This is a genomic window from Desulfovibrio intestinivivus, from assembly GCF_053570665.1.
In genome coordinates, this window is sequence record NZ_JBRBQT010000001.1 from 1,928,397 (window position 1) to 1,942,833 (window position 14,437).

General features: G+C 58.9%; 10 protein-coding genes. 9 read left to right on the forward strand and 1 reads right to left on the reverse strand.

The window, feature by feature from the left end:
* The first annotated feature begins 326 nt into the window (after positions 1-326).
* Positions 327-1,001, forward strand: coding sequence for a S24 family peptidase (locus tag ACUZ9P_RS08325; protein WP_022658120.1), 675 nt, complete (start codon positions 327-329; stop codon positions 999-1,001).
* A 176-nt stretch (positions 1,002-1,177) separates the two neighbouring features.
* Here ACUZ9P_RS08325 and ACUZ9P_RS08330 read toward each other — a convergent pair whose 3' ends face one another.
* Positions 1,178-1,423, reverse strand: a complete 246-nt coding sequence (locus ACUZ9P_RS08330; protein ID WP_298996448.1) for a hypothetical protein — start codon at positions 1,421-1,423, stop codon at positions 1,178-1,180.
* Between the two features lie 203 nt (positions 1,424-1,626).
* On the opposite strand from ACUZ9P_RS08330, the gene ACUZ9P_RS08335 reads away from it, so the two are divergent.
* The 8 genes from ACUZ9P_RS08335 (at position 1,627) to ACUZ9P_RS08370 (ending at position 14,377) form a co-directional block, all read left to right on the forward strand.
* Positions 1,627-2,019 (forward strand): NirD/YgiW/YdeI family stress tolerance protein, encoded by a 393-nt coding sequence (locus tag ACUZ9P_RS08335; protein WP_298996451.1) that lies wholly within the window; start codon positions 1,627-1,629, stop codon positions 2,017-2,019.
* A 155-nt stretch (positions 2,020-2,174) separates the two neighbouring features.
* Positions 2,175-2,624 (forward strand): NirD/YgiW/YdeI family stress tolerance protein, encoded by a 450-nt coding sequence (locus ACUZ9P_RS08340; protein ID WP_298996454.1) that lies wholly within the window; start codon positions 2,175-2,177, stop codon positions 2,622-2,624.
* Positions 2,625-2,626: 2 nt separating this feature from the next.
* A complete protein-coding gene (locus tag ACUZ9P_RS08345; protein ID WP_449249362.1) occupies positions 2,627-3,337 on the forward strand; it encodes a response regulator transcription factor in 711 nt (236 codons plus the stop codon).
* Positions 3,337-4,908 (forward strand): sensor histidine kinase, encoded by a 1,572-nt coding sequence (locus ACUZ9P_RS08350; protein WP_449249363.1) that lies wholly within the window; start codon positions 3,337-3,339, stop codon positions 4,906-4,908. The genes ACUZ9P_RS08345 and ACUZ9P_RS08350 overlap by 1 nt, the downstream gene beginning before the upstream one ends.
* Complete coding sequence (locus ACUZ9P_RS08355; RefSeq protein ID WP_449249364.1) at positions 4,908-6,134, forward strand: MdtA/MuxA family multidrug efflux RND transporter periplasmic adaptor subunit; 1,227 nt, start codon at positions 4,908-4,910, stop codon at positions 6,132-6,134. Before ACUZ9P_RS08350 ends, ACUZ9P_RS08355 begins: the two co-directional genes overlap by 1 nt.
* A gap of 66 nt (positions 6,135-6,200) precedes the next feature.
* Positions 6,201-9,353 carry an MdtB/MuxB family multidrug efflux RND transporter permease subunit gene (locus tag ACUZ9P_RS08360; protein ID WP_449249365.1) on the forward strand — a complete coding sequence of 1,051 codons (3,153 nt, stop codon included), beginning with the start codon at positions 6,201-6,203 and terminating at the stop codon, positions 9,351-9,353.
* Positions 9,350-12,703, forward strand: a complete 3,354-nt coding sequence (locus ACUZ9P_RS08365; protein WP_449249366.1) for an efflux RND transporter permease subunit — start codon at positions 9,350-9,352, stop codon at positions 12,701-12,703. The genes ACUZ9P_RS08360 and ACUZ9P_RS08365 overlap by 4 nt, the downstream gene beginning before the upstream one ends.
* 87 nt (positions 12,704-12,790) lie before the next feature.
* On the forward strand, positions 12,791-14,377 hold the full coding sequence (locus ACUZ9P_RS08370) for a diguanylate cyclase (protein WP_449249367.1): 1,587 nt from the start codon (positions 12,791-12,793) through the stop codon (positions 14,375-14,377).
* Positions 14,378-14,437: the final 60 nt, after the last annotated feature.

Sequence of the window (14,437 nt, forward strand, 5' to 3'; positions counted from 1 at the left end):
ATGCTCCAGAAATAGGAAATTTAATTTAACGGGCCGTAAAATAGAAAAATCACTATTCGCAGGGATAGTCAAGGAAAAGTTTTATTTATAAGAAAAGTTTTAACAATATGAATTTATTTACATAAATTAAAAAAATTACAGAAAATGACGCCTTTTTTTAACATAGATTTAAAAGTTTTCTTTGAGCTTCAAGGAAAACTTGAAATTACCTAAAAACAAATATAGATGTGTACAAACAGCTCGTTTTTTTTATGAAAAATATGGTCCGTGCTGGTCGGCCATCTACGGCCCCGGCACTTCAGGGCAGCAAACAACAAGGGAAAAACATGAAGAAAGCACAAGCGCCCCTGGTATCAGCATTTGGCGCGCGTATGCGTCAGCGCAGAGAAAACTTGGGTTTGCACAAGCAGGTACTGGCAGACACTGTGGGGCTGAGCCTGACGACAATTCAGCAATATGAGAACGGGCAGATGCCCAAGGGCAGCCATGCCGTGCGGCTTGCCGATGCCCTAGAGTGTTCGCTGGACTGGCTGCTGGCCGGGCGCGGTGATTGCGGCAACGGTATGGTGCACACGCCTGAAGCGCGGCTTATGATGGTTCCCATGGCCGAGGCCCGGCTCTCTGCCGGGACAGGAAGTTTTGAAACTGGCGGCGAGGTGCTGCGGCACTATGCGTTCAGGTGGGATTTTTTGCGGCGTAAGGGCAACCCTGCGCAAATGGTGCTGTTACGCGTCTCAGGCGACAGCATGCAGCCCCGTATTGTGAACAATGACGTGGTGCTGATAGACCAGAGCCAGCGTGAGCCTGTGCCGGGGCGCATATACGCAGTGGGCGTGGAAGATATGGTCTATCTTAAGGTGCTGGATGCCATGCCGGGCAAGCTTATACTTACGAGCATAAACCCGGATTTCGCCCCTATCGAAGCCGACACCAGCGAGCAACTGGGCGGGCTGGTGCGTATCATCGGCAGGGCCGTATGGGTGGGGCGGGAGCTGGACTGAGCCAATCGGCCCGCATGCGGCCACGGCAGACGCACGCAGGTTTGACCTCATCTGGAGCGCAGCAGCCGTGCGCGGCAGATATCTACCTCACGAACACTGCCTGGCATAACAATGCTTGAGCCTTATGGTCGGGCAACTACGGGGCTGCGATGGGACTGCGACGAGGCCGCCTGCTATCAGTTCTTGAGGGCTACGCTGGGGGCGGCGATTTTATCCATGTCGTATTCGCTGGCAAGGTTGCGGTTCCATGCGCGGATGGCTGCTCCCTGCGACACCGACCACTGCTGCGAGGTTTGCCCGCAAGAACAGACAACGCGCCATACCTCCTGCCTGCGACCAGGGGGAAGCATGGATTCCAGATGGACATTGGTGCCGCCGCATGCAAGGCAGGGGCGGATGGTGTGCGGATCAAGCTCTTTCATATAGGCCACCATACCAGTTTTGAACCGGCATCACAAGGACTGCGGCTGCTAATAAAGAGCACCCATGTGAAAGACGCAGCAATGAAATATTTTTTTACAGGCTGAGGCATTCTTAACGTTTTGCTGACGTGCATATTTGCAATGTAAGTCCGCACGCGACATGTGGCGCGTTGCAATTTTTTTAGCACCTTTCTGGAGGAAATATGCGTTATCTGCTCGTTATGATCATGTCTCTCATGCTTGCCGCCCCGGCCTTTGCTGCCAACACCACCGATGCTCCTGCTGCTCCTCACGCTGCTCGCAAGGCCAAGGGCGTGACAAAAGTCGCTCCGGTCGATACGGTAGCCAAGGCATTGGCCGCTGCCAACAAAACCCCTGTGTCCGTTACCGGCACTATCGTGGAACCTGTGCAGGGCAAGAAAAACCGCTACGTCTTTGAAGACGGCACTGGCCGCATGACCGTGGCCCTTGGCAAAAAGGCCGCCGCTGCCGCGCACATTGAAGCGCAGAGCAAAGTTCACCTGACCGGCGTCATGGTGGTCAAGGCTGGCAAAGAGGGCGTGATGGCCGTGCGTAAGGCTGAAATACAGCAGTAGACCGCGAAATTGCGGAAATTTCCCGATGTCCGCAGGCTGCGCCACAGTGCGCGGGCATCGGGAACTGCTTTTAAAATATCTTCTGCCTCCTGCCTTCACTCCCCACAGTACATTAATCCATCCGGCGGCGCAGCCCGGCCTTTCTGGAGAACAGCATGCAAACAGTGCGCCCCGCCCTGTATCTTTTTTTTCTGCTCCTTGCGTTCAGCCTTGTGATCTCCATGGAATCAGCCCCGGTCGCAGCGGGTTTTGAAGGGCCAGGCGTTGCCGCCACAGTAACGCGGGCCGTTGACGTGCTGGGCGCGCAGGATGACGCGCCATGCGTTCTTGAGGGGCATCTGGTGGAAAAATTGCCCCGGCGCAAGCACCGCTATCTGTTTGAGGATCACAGTGGACAGGTCGTTGTGGAAATCGACAACAAGATTTTTGAGCAACTGACGATCACGCCCAAGGACAAGGTACGCCTGCAAGGGCATGTGGATTGGAACCGCAAACGCCCCAATGAGGTGGAAGTGGATTCCATATCCATCATGGGTTCCATAACGTCAAAGGACCTGCCTGAAACGGCGGCTCCGGCGCAAAAAACTAGCCCCGCAAGGCGCTGATAATGGCCGTTGCCCTTTTGCTTGTGGAGGACAACGAGGATATTCTCGCCAACCTCTATGCCTTTCTGGAGCCGCTGGGCTATGAGCTTGACTGTGCGCGCAACGGCAGAACGGGCCTCGCCATGGCGCTTGGACAGCACTTTGACTGTATTGTGCTGGACATAATGCTGCCCGGCATTGACGGCATAAGCCTGTGCCGCGAACTGCGCGACAAGCACCACAAACATACCCCGATCATCATGCTCACAGCCAGGGATGCCGTGGCTGACCGGGTACAGGGGCTTGAAGCCGGGGCTGACGATTACCTCGTCAAACCCTTTGCCCTCAAGGAGCTTGAAGCCCGCATACGCGCCCTGCTGCGGCGTGGGCGCATGTCTTCCGGCAATACCGCCGATGGCGGAGCTGTGTGGAGATACGCGGATTTGACGTTTAATTCGGGCGAGCACTGGGCCGAGCGGCAGGGCCGCCGCCTGCGCCTGAGCCCCACGGGTTTTCGTATTCTTGATGAACTGATGCGTGTTGCGCCCGGCCTTGTGCGGCGCGAAGATCTGGAGCATGCCCTCTGGGGGGACGACCCGCCGGAAGGCAGCGCCCTGCGTACTCATATTCATGAGTTACGGCGTGAACTGGACAAGCCTTTTGCCGAATCCTTGTTGCACACCGTGCCGCATGTGGGCTACCGTCTGAGCACCGACCCCGGAGACAATGACTGATGCCCCGGCCAGAACCACCGCTTGCAGGCAGCTACGCAGCTGTACCCCGCCGCAGAACCAGCATCCGCCGTCGTCTGCTGGCGGCTTTTGTGTTTCTGGCCCTGATCATGAGCGCGGCCTTGGGCATCGTGGGGCGACTCTCCTTTGATTCGCTGGCAACCTACCTTGTGGGCTGGCATGCAAGGCCCGTGATGGAAGCCTTTATTGAGGCTGAAAAGCGCGCCTGGGAAGCCGAAGACAACGGCGGCGGCAATCTGTATTACGGCGAAGACCTTGCCGTGGTCATGCACTGGCGCTTTCTTGTTGGCAAGCAGGTGCCGCAGCAGTGGCAGGAGATGCCGGACGGCCTGCACTTCATCAGCCACATGGAAGAATTTATTCTCATTGAGCGCAGGGATGACGTCATCTATGTGCTCAATGGCGGCACGGGCGCCTTTTTGGCCCTGAAACAGCGCCTGAACCGTATTTTGCTGCTCTGCGCCGTCAGCGGCCTTGCGCTGGCGGTTGTGCTGGCTGTGGTGCTGAGCCGCCGCCTCACTGGGCCGCTCAGCAGGCTCACCACTGCGGTGGAAAGCCGCCCCCCAGAGCGCATGCAGGCCCATGCGCAGGAAACACCGGACGGCTTGGCTCCCATTCCGCTGACCGGTCTTGATGACGAGGTGGGCGTATTGGCGCGGGCCATTGCTGCGCGTGAAGAAGCCCTGCAACGGTTTGTTCTGCGCGAAAGCAACTTCACGGGCGATGTGAGCCATGAGTTGCGTACGCCGTTAACCGTCATGCAGGGAGGTCTTGAAATTCTTGAACTGCAACTGCAAGGGCTGGCGCAGGCTGAAAGATTCGCCCCGGTGGTGCAGCGGCTGTTGCGCACCACGGCTCGTATGTCCAATACCGTGCGCACCTTGCTGATGCTGGCCCGCCGCCCCGAAGAAATAGAATTTCAAACGCTGGATTGCAGCGCGTTGCTGTGGGGAATAGTGCGGGAAATGGGAGGGGACGGCCTGTTGCATTGCTCTGCTGCTTCTGACAGCTTGCCCGATCCGGCTCCTGAAATCACCCCTGAATTGGCCTCTGGCCTTGCCAACGCGTCTTCCCTCCAGCCTGTTTCCGGTAGTGATGCAAATCCTCTTGATACTGGCGTGCCCGCAGCGTCACGCCACCCTGGCAAGAACGCAGCCGGGCGAGGCCCTGAGCAGCGCCGACCGGTAGCCTTGCAAGCTGATATCGCCGCCACTGTACTGGCCCGTGGGCAAAAAGAACTGGCGGCGATCGTGTTCAACAATCTGCTGGACAATGCTTGCCAGTATACTGAAAATGGGCGCGCCAGTGTTTCCCTTTGCCAGGGAGAGCTGCTTGTTCGCAATCGCGGGTATATCCCCACCGGCGTTGATATTTTTGCCCGTGGGGTGCGCTGTACCCAAAAAGCAGTCAGCGGGAGTGGACTTGGTCTTTCGCTGGCGCTCAGAGCCTGCGAAAGACTTGGCTGGCGGCTTGATATGGTTTCAGATCCGGCAGACGGTGAAGCTGTCTTTCGTGTAGTATTTCCTCCGATATCTCAGGGAGTTGACATATAATGCCCGGTATTCAATCTCGGCAGAGCGTGGCCTCTGCTTTCGGCTTGTTTTCTGGCAAGCGCCGATGGGTGCTGCTTGTGCTGCTGGCAGTGGTGGCGCTGCTGTGCTGGCGTTTATTTTTCAGCGGCAATCAGGCGCGCCGTGGCATGGGTATGGATACGCCGCCGGTGCGGGTTGCTGCCGCCCTCGCTCAGGATGTTCCCCATTTTCTCAATGGCCTGGGCACTGTGCTGCCCTCAAGCGACGTGCTCGTGACCAGCCGTGTGGACGGCCAGTTGCAGCGCCTGCATTTCAAGGAAGGCCAGCAGGTCAAGGCTGGCGACTTGCTGGCGGAGATCGATCCCAGACCTTTTCAGGCCACGCTGGATCAGGCGCGAGGGACTCTTGCCAAGGATCAGGCCCAGCTGGACAATGCCCGTAAGGATCTGGCGCGCTATGCCAAGCTTGCGCAGGGCAACTTTATTGCGACACAGCAGTTTGAAACCCAGCGCGCCCTTGTGCGCCAGTATGAGGGCACGGTAGAGGCCGACAAGGCCGCCGTGGATTCCGCAGCGCTCCAGCTGAACTACAGCCGCATCACGGCCCCCACGTCGGGACGTCTGGGCCTGCGCAATGTGGACGAAGGCAACATGATAAAGGCCTCGGACACCTCCGGTATTGTGCGCATTACCGAGGTCAGCCCCTGTGATGTCGTGTTCACCCTGCCGGAAAGCCAGGTGCCGCTGGTCGTGCAGGCCCTGCGCGCCCACGAGGATGACGTGGATCGCCGCCCCCTGCCTGTTCAGGCCTGGGACAGGGAGCAGAAACGCCTGCTTGACGTGGGCGGGCTGCTTTCACTGGACAACCAGATTGATCTTTCCACCGGCACGGTAAAGCTCAAGGCGCGTTTTCCCAATACTGAAGGGGCCCTGTACCCCAACCAGTTCGTCAACGCCCGTTTGCAGGTGCGCGTTCTTAAAAATGCCGTCACTGTACCCACCTCGGCGGTGCAACTGGGGTCGCGCGGGGCTTACGTCTATGTGGCGGCCAAGAACGACAAGGGGCAGGATGCCGTAACTGTGCGGTCTGTAACCCCCGGCATTGCCACTGACGCCCTGACAGTTATTGATAAGGGCCTTGAACCGGGCGAACAGGTGGTGGTGGACGGGCTTGACCGTCTGCGCGATGGTATTGAAGTGAAAATTGCGGCCTCCGCAGAAACACCCAAGGCACAGCCTGCGGAATAGCAGCCCGGCTTTGCCGGAATGCCCACCGTGTCTTCCACCCCTTCCTGAAGGGGGAGCATCCGCCATATGAACCTATCGCGCATATTCATTTTACGACCCATCGCCACCTCGCTGCTTATGGTGGCCCTGTTTCTTTCAGGGCTGCTGGGTTACCGCTATCTGCCCGTGGCGGCCCTGCCGCAGATAGATTACCCCACCATTCAGGTCCAGACGCTCTATCCCGGCGCATCGCCTGATGTTATGGCCGCTGTCATCACGGCTCCCCTTGAGCGCCAGTTTGGCCTCATGCCCGGCCTTGTGCAGATGAGTTCCCTTTCCTCCGCCGGTGCCTCGGTGGTGACCCTGCAATTCGACCTCACGCTGGCGCTGGATGTGGCCGAGCAGGAAGTGCAGGCGGCCATCAACGCTGCAAACAATTTGCTGCCCAGTGACCTGCCTTCGCCGCCCATTTACAACAAGGTCAACCCAGCGGACCCCCCGGTTATCACCCTTGCCGTCACCAGCGACGCCATGCCCCTCACCCGGCTGGAAGACCTGGTCGACACACGCATGGCCCAGAAAATTTCGCAGTTGCCCGGCGTGGGCCTTGTGACGCTTTCGGGGGGGCAGCGCCCAGCCGTGCGGGTGCAGGTGAACCCCAAGGCGCTTGCCAATGCGGGCCTTACCCTGGCTGACGTGCGCACGGCCATTTCCAAGGCCAACGTCAACAATGCCAAGGGCAGCTTTGACGGCCCGGAACGGGCCAGCACCATTGATGCCAACGATCAGCTTGCCTCTGCCGATGCCTATGCCGAAGCCATAATCGGTTACAAGGACGGCGGCCCACTGCGCCTGCGCGATGTAGCCGAGGTGGTGGAGGGCGCGGAAAACGCCCGTCTTGCAGCCTATGTGGCAGGGGAGGGCATGAACTTTCGGCCTGCCATCGTGCTCTCGGTGCAACGCCAGCCAGGAGCCAACGTCATAGACGTTGCGGACAGGGTTTTGCGGCTTCTGCCCGTGCTCAAACAGACCTTGCCCGGCAATGTGGACGTGCGCGTGGTAACAGATCGCACCACCACCATCCGCGCCACGGTGCACGATGTGCAGCTTGAGCTGCTGCTGGCTGTGGCGCTGGTGATCTGGGTCATCTGGCTGTTTTTGCGCAATGCCAGAGCGACCATTATTCCCGCTCTGGCTGTGCCGCTTTCGCTGGTGGGCACCCTCGGCGTCATGCATCTTGCCGGGTACTCGCTGAACAATCTCACGCTCATGGCTCTGGTTATCGCCACCGGCTTTGTGGTGGATGACGCCATCGTGGTGATTGAAAATATCTCGCGCTATCTGGAGCAGGGGCAAAAACCCGTGCAAGCCGCCCTTACCGGGGCAGGGCAGATAGGCTTTACCATTATTTCGCTGACCATTTCGCTGGTGGCGGTGCTTATTCCCCTGCTGTTCATGGGGGATGTGGTGGGGCGGCTGTTCCGCGAATTTGCGGTAACGCTGGCGGTCACCATTCTTATTTCTGCTGTTATTTCGCTCACGCTCACGCCCATGCTCTGCGCCATCATGCTGCGGCCAGAGCAGCATGACGGAAGTCATGCGCAGCAGGAAGACGGCAGGTTTTTTACTCGTCTGCTGGCGTGGTATGAAGAAAAACTCGACTGGGTACTGCAACACCAGAGCCTGACTCTGGCGGTGGCGGTGGGAACGCTGGTGCTCACGGTTCTGCTGTACATTGGCGTACCCAAGGGCTTTTTCCCCGTGCAGGATACGGGCGTCATCCAGGGGATGGCCGAAGCGCCGCAGGATACGTCCTTTGAGGCCATGGCCGGGCGGCAACGTCAGCTGGCCGACCTCATACTGCAAGACCCTGCGGTTAAGAGCGTGGTGTTTTTTGTGGGCGTGGACGGCGTCAACCAGAGCATGGGAACTTCGCGCCTTTCGGTGGAACTGAAGCCGCTGGAAGACCGCGATGCCCGCGCGCCTGCCATTGCGCGCCGCATTATGGAAAAATCCACCGCTCTGCCCGGCATGACCCTGTACTTGCAGCCCGTGCAGGATCTGACCATAGAAGACCGCATTTCGCGCACCCAGTACCAGTTTTCAATAGAAGCGCTGGACAGGGATCAGCTGGATCAGTGGCTGCCGCGTATTGTGAACGCCCTTTCCCAGCGTCCAGAGCTTGAAATGGTCACCAGCGACTATCAGAATCCGGGCCGCATGGCATGGCTGAACATTAACCGTGACGCCGCCGGCCGCCTTGGCATAAGCATGTCGACCATTGACAACGCCCTGTACGATGCCCTTGGGCAGCGGCTTATTTCAACCATTTTCACGCAAACCAACCAGTACAAGGTGGTGCTTGAAACCGCCCCCCGTTTCCGTATGGGGCCGCAGTCCATTGAAAACATCTATGTTTCGGGCGGCGATGGCAAACCCGTGCCGCTCACAAGCCTGGCAACGCTTGAGGAGCGCCCCGTGCGGCTTTCCGTTGCGCGTCAGGGGCAGTTCCCGGTGGCGACCATTTCTTTCAACGTGGCGCGCGGCTCTTCGCTGGGTGCGGCGGTCAAGGCCGTGGAAGAAACCGAAAAGGAATTGAAACTGCCCACGGCCCTGCGCACCCAGTTGCAGGGCGCGGCCAAGGCCTTCACCACGTCTACAGACAATCAGGTCTGGCTTATTCTGGCGGCCATCATCACCATGTATATTGTGCTGGGCGTGTTGTACGAAAGTTACGTCCACCCCGTCACCATTCTTTCCACCCTGCCGTCTGCGGGCGTGGGGGCATTGCTGGCCTTGATACTGGCAGATATGGATCTTGGCGTGGTGGGCATAATCGGCATCATCCTGCTTATCGGCATCGTCAAGAAAAACGCCATCATGATGATCGACTTTGCCCTGGATGCGGAACGCAACGAAGGCAAGGAACCTCTTGCCGCCATTCGTCAGGCCTGCCTGCTGCGGCTACGGCCTATCCTCATGACCACAATGGCGGCCCTGCTGGGCGCATTGCCCCTCATGGTCGGCTGGGGCATGGGCGCGGAACTGCGGCGTCCTCTGGGCGTGACCATGGTGGGCGGGCTTATTTTCAGCCAGGCGCTCACATTGTTCACAACGCCTGTCATCTATCTGTGGTTTGACCGCGTGAGCCGCCGCTTCAAGGGCCATAAGGAAGACAGCGGGGCAGGGCAGGAAGGAACCGCAGCCCGGAGCAATCCCCCGCAAGAGGCACGGCCATGAGTACAGAGCGGCAAGACGCGGAAAATCCGCCTCTGCAAGGCCGTGCTGCTGAACAGGCCGACAATGCCGTCACTCCGATTAGGCCGGAGGCATCTACCCGCCATGGCCGTGCGAGCAGGCTCAAAGCCCTGCTGGAGCAGGGCCGCAGGCATCGTTTTGGCCCTGAGGCACTGCCAGCCAACCTTTCCGCGCCGTTCATCCGGCGGCCTGTCGCTACGGCCTTATTGACCTTTGCCATTGCCCTTGCGGGCATAGTGGCTTTTGGTTTGTTGCCTGTGGCTCCCCTGCCGCAGGTGGATTTTCCTGTTGTTGTGGTGCGTGCAAAGCTGCCCGGCGCAGGGCCGGAAACCATGGCCGCCACCGTTGCCACACCGTTGGAACGTTCGCTTGGCCGTATTGCTGGCGTGTCGGAAATGACATCCACCAGCTCGCTTTCCAGCACAGAGGTTGTGCTGCAATTCGATCTTGACCGCAATATTGACGGCGCGGCCAGAGACGTGCAGTCATCCATCAACGCCGCCCGTTCAAATCTGCCCACCATGCCCTCCAACCCCACCTATCGCAAGGTGAATCCGGCGGGCGCGCCCATCATGATTCTGGCCATTTCGTCTGATGTGTTGACCCGCACCCAGCTGTACGACGCGGCCTCAACTGTGCTGGCGCAAAAGATTTCGCAACTGCCGGGCGTGGGCGAGGTTATTGTGGGCGGCGGCGCGCTGCCCGCAGTGCGCGTGGACGTCATCCCCGATGCCCTCAACAGGGCAGGCCTGACCATAAGCGACGTGCGCACGGCTCTTGCGGCGGCCAATGCCTTTATGCCCAAGGGGCAGGTGGACAATGGCGGACAGTACTGGCTGATTGGCGCAAGCGACCAGCTGCGCAAGGCGGAAGACTATAAACCGCTTATTGTTGCCCGCAGGGCAGACAAAATCATACGCCTCTCGGATGTGGCAGAGATCAAGGACGGCCCGGAAGACGTGCGCGCCATGGCTGTTTCGGACGGCAAACCGGCGGTGCTGCTGATTGTGTTTCGTGCGCCGGGGGCCAACATCATTGAAACCGTTGATCAGGTAAAGGAAATGCTGCCGCAGTTGCGTTCGTGGTTGCCCGAAAGCGCCGACCTGGGCCAGAGGCTCGATCGCTCGCTGACCATCCGTGCCTCGTTACACGAGGTGGAAAAAAGTCTGGCGCTTTCCATGGCGCTGGTGGTGCTGGTAACCTTTTTGTTTTTGCGCAACGGCAGAGCCACGGCCATTCCTGCGGTAGCGGCTCCCGTGTCCTTGCTGGCGACTTTTGGCGTCATGTATCTGTGCGGCTATAGCCTGGATAATCTTTCGCTCATGGCCCTGACTGTTTCTACCGGGTTTGTGGTGGACGACGCCATTGTGGTGCTCGAAAATATCGTGCGACGCCTCGAAATGGGGGAAACTCCCATGCGTGCTGCCTTGCGCGGAGCGCGCGAGGTGGGCTTTACCGTAGTGTCCATTTCCATTTCTCTGGTGGCGGTATTTACGCCCATATTGTTTATGGGCGGGATTGTAGGGCGTCTGTTCCGCGAATTTTCTGTGGTCCTCACCACGGCGGTGCTGGTTTCGATGGTGGTTTCGCTGACCACCACACCCATGATGAGCGCCATGCTCTTGCGGCCCATGGCACATGAGGATGCCGCCGCCGCGCAGGCCGCCCGCCTGGGCGCGGGTGGGCTTGCGGGCCTGTGGTGGCGTCTGCTGGCCCGTGTGGGCAATTTTTGGGGGCGGCTGCTTTCTGGCATGCAGCGCGGTTATGCCAACACCCTGCCCGTGGTGCTGCGGCACCCGCGCCTGACCATCTGCTCGTTGCTGGTGGTGATTGCCGCCAACGTGTGGATGTATGTTGTTGTGCCAAAAGGCTTTTTCCCGCAGCAAGATACGGGCGTCATCATGGGCGGCATACGTACTGACCAGAGTTCTTCGTTTCAGGCTTCGCAGGCAAAGCTGCGCAAACTTGTAGATGTTATCAAGGCAGACCCGGCGGTGCAGCATGTGTCGGGCAACATTAACAGTGGGCGCGGGGGGGGCGGCGGGGTATTTATCGCCCTGAAACCTCTTTCGGAACGCAAACTCGACGCCATGGCTGTAATCGGGCGGCTGCGCGGCAAGCTTGTCTCCGAGCCGGGCATGCAGATTTTTTTGCAGCCCGCGCAGGACATCATGATGGGCGGGCGTGGTGCGCGCTCGCAGTATCAGTACACCTTGCAGGCAGACAACCTGGAAGACCTGCGCACGTGGGGCCGCAAGCTGCAAAGGGCTGTGGCCGCCAACCGGCTGTTCAAGGATGTGGACAGCGATATCGAAGAACGCGGGCTTGAAACTCTGGTCAAGGTGGATCGTGATGCCCTGGCCCGTTACGGCCTGACCATGAAGGATGTGGACGCCGCCCTTGGCAATGCCTTTGGGCAAAGTCAGGCATCGACCATTTATCAGGATAAAAACCAGTATCATGTAGTGCTGGAATACGGGCCGGACTGGCTGGCCGGCGCCGATGCCCTTGGCAAGGTGCGCCTGCCGGGCGCCAACGGCCTTGTGCCGTTGCTCAGCGTCGCCACGGTGGTTCCCGCTTTTGCGCCCCTTTCTGTGGCGCATCAGGGGCAGTTTGCCGCAGTGACCATCTCTTTCAACCTTGCATCCGGCGTGTCGCTTTCGCAGGCGCAGGAGGCTCTGGCTGCCATCAAGGCGGAACTTGCCATGCCGTCTTCTGTGGTGAGCGGTTTTCAGGGCACGGCAAAAATGTTCAGCGATACCGCTGGCAATCAGGTTGTGCTGGTGCTGGCGGCACTGGCCGCGCTGTATATTGTGCTGGGTATGCTTTATGAAAGCCTCATCCATCCGCTGACCATTCTTTCAACTTTGCCTTCGGCGGGCGGCGGGGCCTTGTTGGCCTTGATGGCCTGCGGCATGGAGTTCAGCGTCATTGCGCTTATCGGCGTGTTGCTGCTCTGCGGCATTGTCAAAAAGAACGCCATCATGATGATCGATTTTGCCCTGGAGGCTTCACGCACGCGCAATCTGCCGCCGGATAAAGCGATTTTTGAGGCCTGCATGCTGCGCTTCCGCCCTATCATGATGACCACGGCGGCGGCCATCCTTGGCGCCGTGCCCCTGGCTCTTGGGCATGGCGATGGCGCGGAAATCCGTCAGCCCCTGGGCGTCACCATCGTGGGCGGTCTGCTGGTCAGCCAGTTGCTGACGCTCTACACGACCCCAGTGGTCTATCTGTGTCTTGACCGCCTGAGCCGTCGCTTCAACCTCTGGCGCAAAACACGGCGTCGCTCCGTGGCGCAGCAGAATAAGGAATTCATAGTCAAGCCCTAAGTTTTCTGCGCAGCCCCATTGCCCTTTGCCTGCATTTAAGAAAGGATATGATCATTCCCCCTACCTGACGATCCAGCGAGGAATGTCATGTACCACCACACGCTGCACATTCTGCTGTTCAGTTCTGCCCCTTTGCTGGAGGCTTCGTTGCGCGCTGCCGCGCCGCGTCCCGGTTTTGCCCATATAATTACTGCCGACCATGATCCAGAGACTGACGCTCAGGCCCAATGCGCCGGGGCCGATATTGTGTTGCTGGACGCTCCCCGGCTTGAGCATCTGCCCGCCATGCGCCGCGCTGCCAGATCGAGCGCCCTTTTCATATTTGCGGGCGAGGCCCAGCCTGGGGCAGAATATCTGCCGCTGCTCGATGATGTATGGCTTGGCCCCGCAAGCGCCAGCCTGTACGACTTTCACGTGGCCCGCCTGCTGGATGCCGTGCGACAGCACCGGGATCATGACCTCGCAACCCTGCACCTGAACACCGTCATTGACCTGACCACGGACCTTGTGTGGTTCAAGGATGCCAAGGGCGCGCACGTAAAGGTGAACGAAGCCTTTTGCCGCCTTGTGGGCAAGAGCCGCGAGGTTGTTGAAGGGCGCGGGCATTATTTCATATGGGATCTGGAGCCGGAGGAATACGCGCAGGGTGAATTTGTCTGTCTTGAGACGGATCAGATCGTCATGAACTCACGCGAGGTGGGGGTTTTTGACGAGGTGGTCAAAGCCCCGCAGGGCATGCGCCAATTCAAGACGCGTAAGGCCCCCCTGTTCAATGTCGACGGCAGCGTTATGGGAACCGTGGGCATTGCCCGCGATGTGACCGACATTGCCAACATGACTGCGGAGCTTGACCTTGTTTTGCAAAGTATCCCATATGCGGTCATGCTTCTGGATGCGGACAGGCGTATTGTCAATTTTAATGAGCGGTTCAGGAGGTTGTTTGGCGTTGCCGACCACGAGGACATCATCGGCGTGAAGCGGGAGGATTTTCGCAAACGCGCCATTGACAGCCTTGGTTTTACACGCAACGGAAAGCACGTCAAAATGCGGTCAGCCGTGGATGGACACGAGCGCGCTATTGATATGTATGAGGAGGATATCTTCGACATCTTCAATAATGTGATCGGCATGATCTGCATCTACCGGGATGTGACCCGGCAGCGGCAGTTTGAAAAGCGTCTGAAAGAGCGGGCCAATACAGATGAACTGACCGGCCTTTTCAACCGTCATTATTTTTTCAGGCAAATACCTGTTACCATGCCTCTGGGTGCTGGGCTTGCCTATGTGGATCTGGACAACTTCAAGTATGTCAACGACAGATACGGCCACTATACGGGCGACAAAGCCCTGGTGCTGACAGCCCAGTTGCTGCGCAAACACCTGCGGGGCGCTGTGATCGCCCGCTTGGGCGGGGATGAGTTTGCCGCCTACTTTCCCGAAGGGTGCACGGAAGAAAGCCTGTGCACCTGCGCCAGCGATCTGCTGACCTCCATGATTGAAGCGTATGACGCGCACGAGGCGTATCAGGGGCTTTCGGCCAGCATTGGCGTTGCGCTGGTTGAGGATCAGGGGCTTTCGCGCGAAGATCTGGTGCGGCGGGGCGATCTGGCCATGTATACGGCAAAGCGCCTTGGCAAGAGACGTTACTGTTTTTACACAACCAGCCTTGAGTAGCGGGCAGGGCGTTCCCTGTGGAAACGCCGCCGGGCACAGGGCAGACACGGGCCGGATATG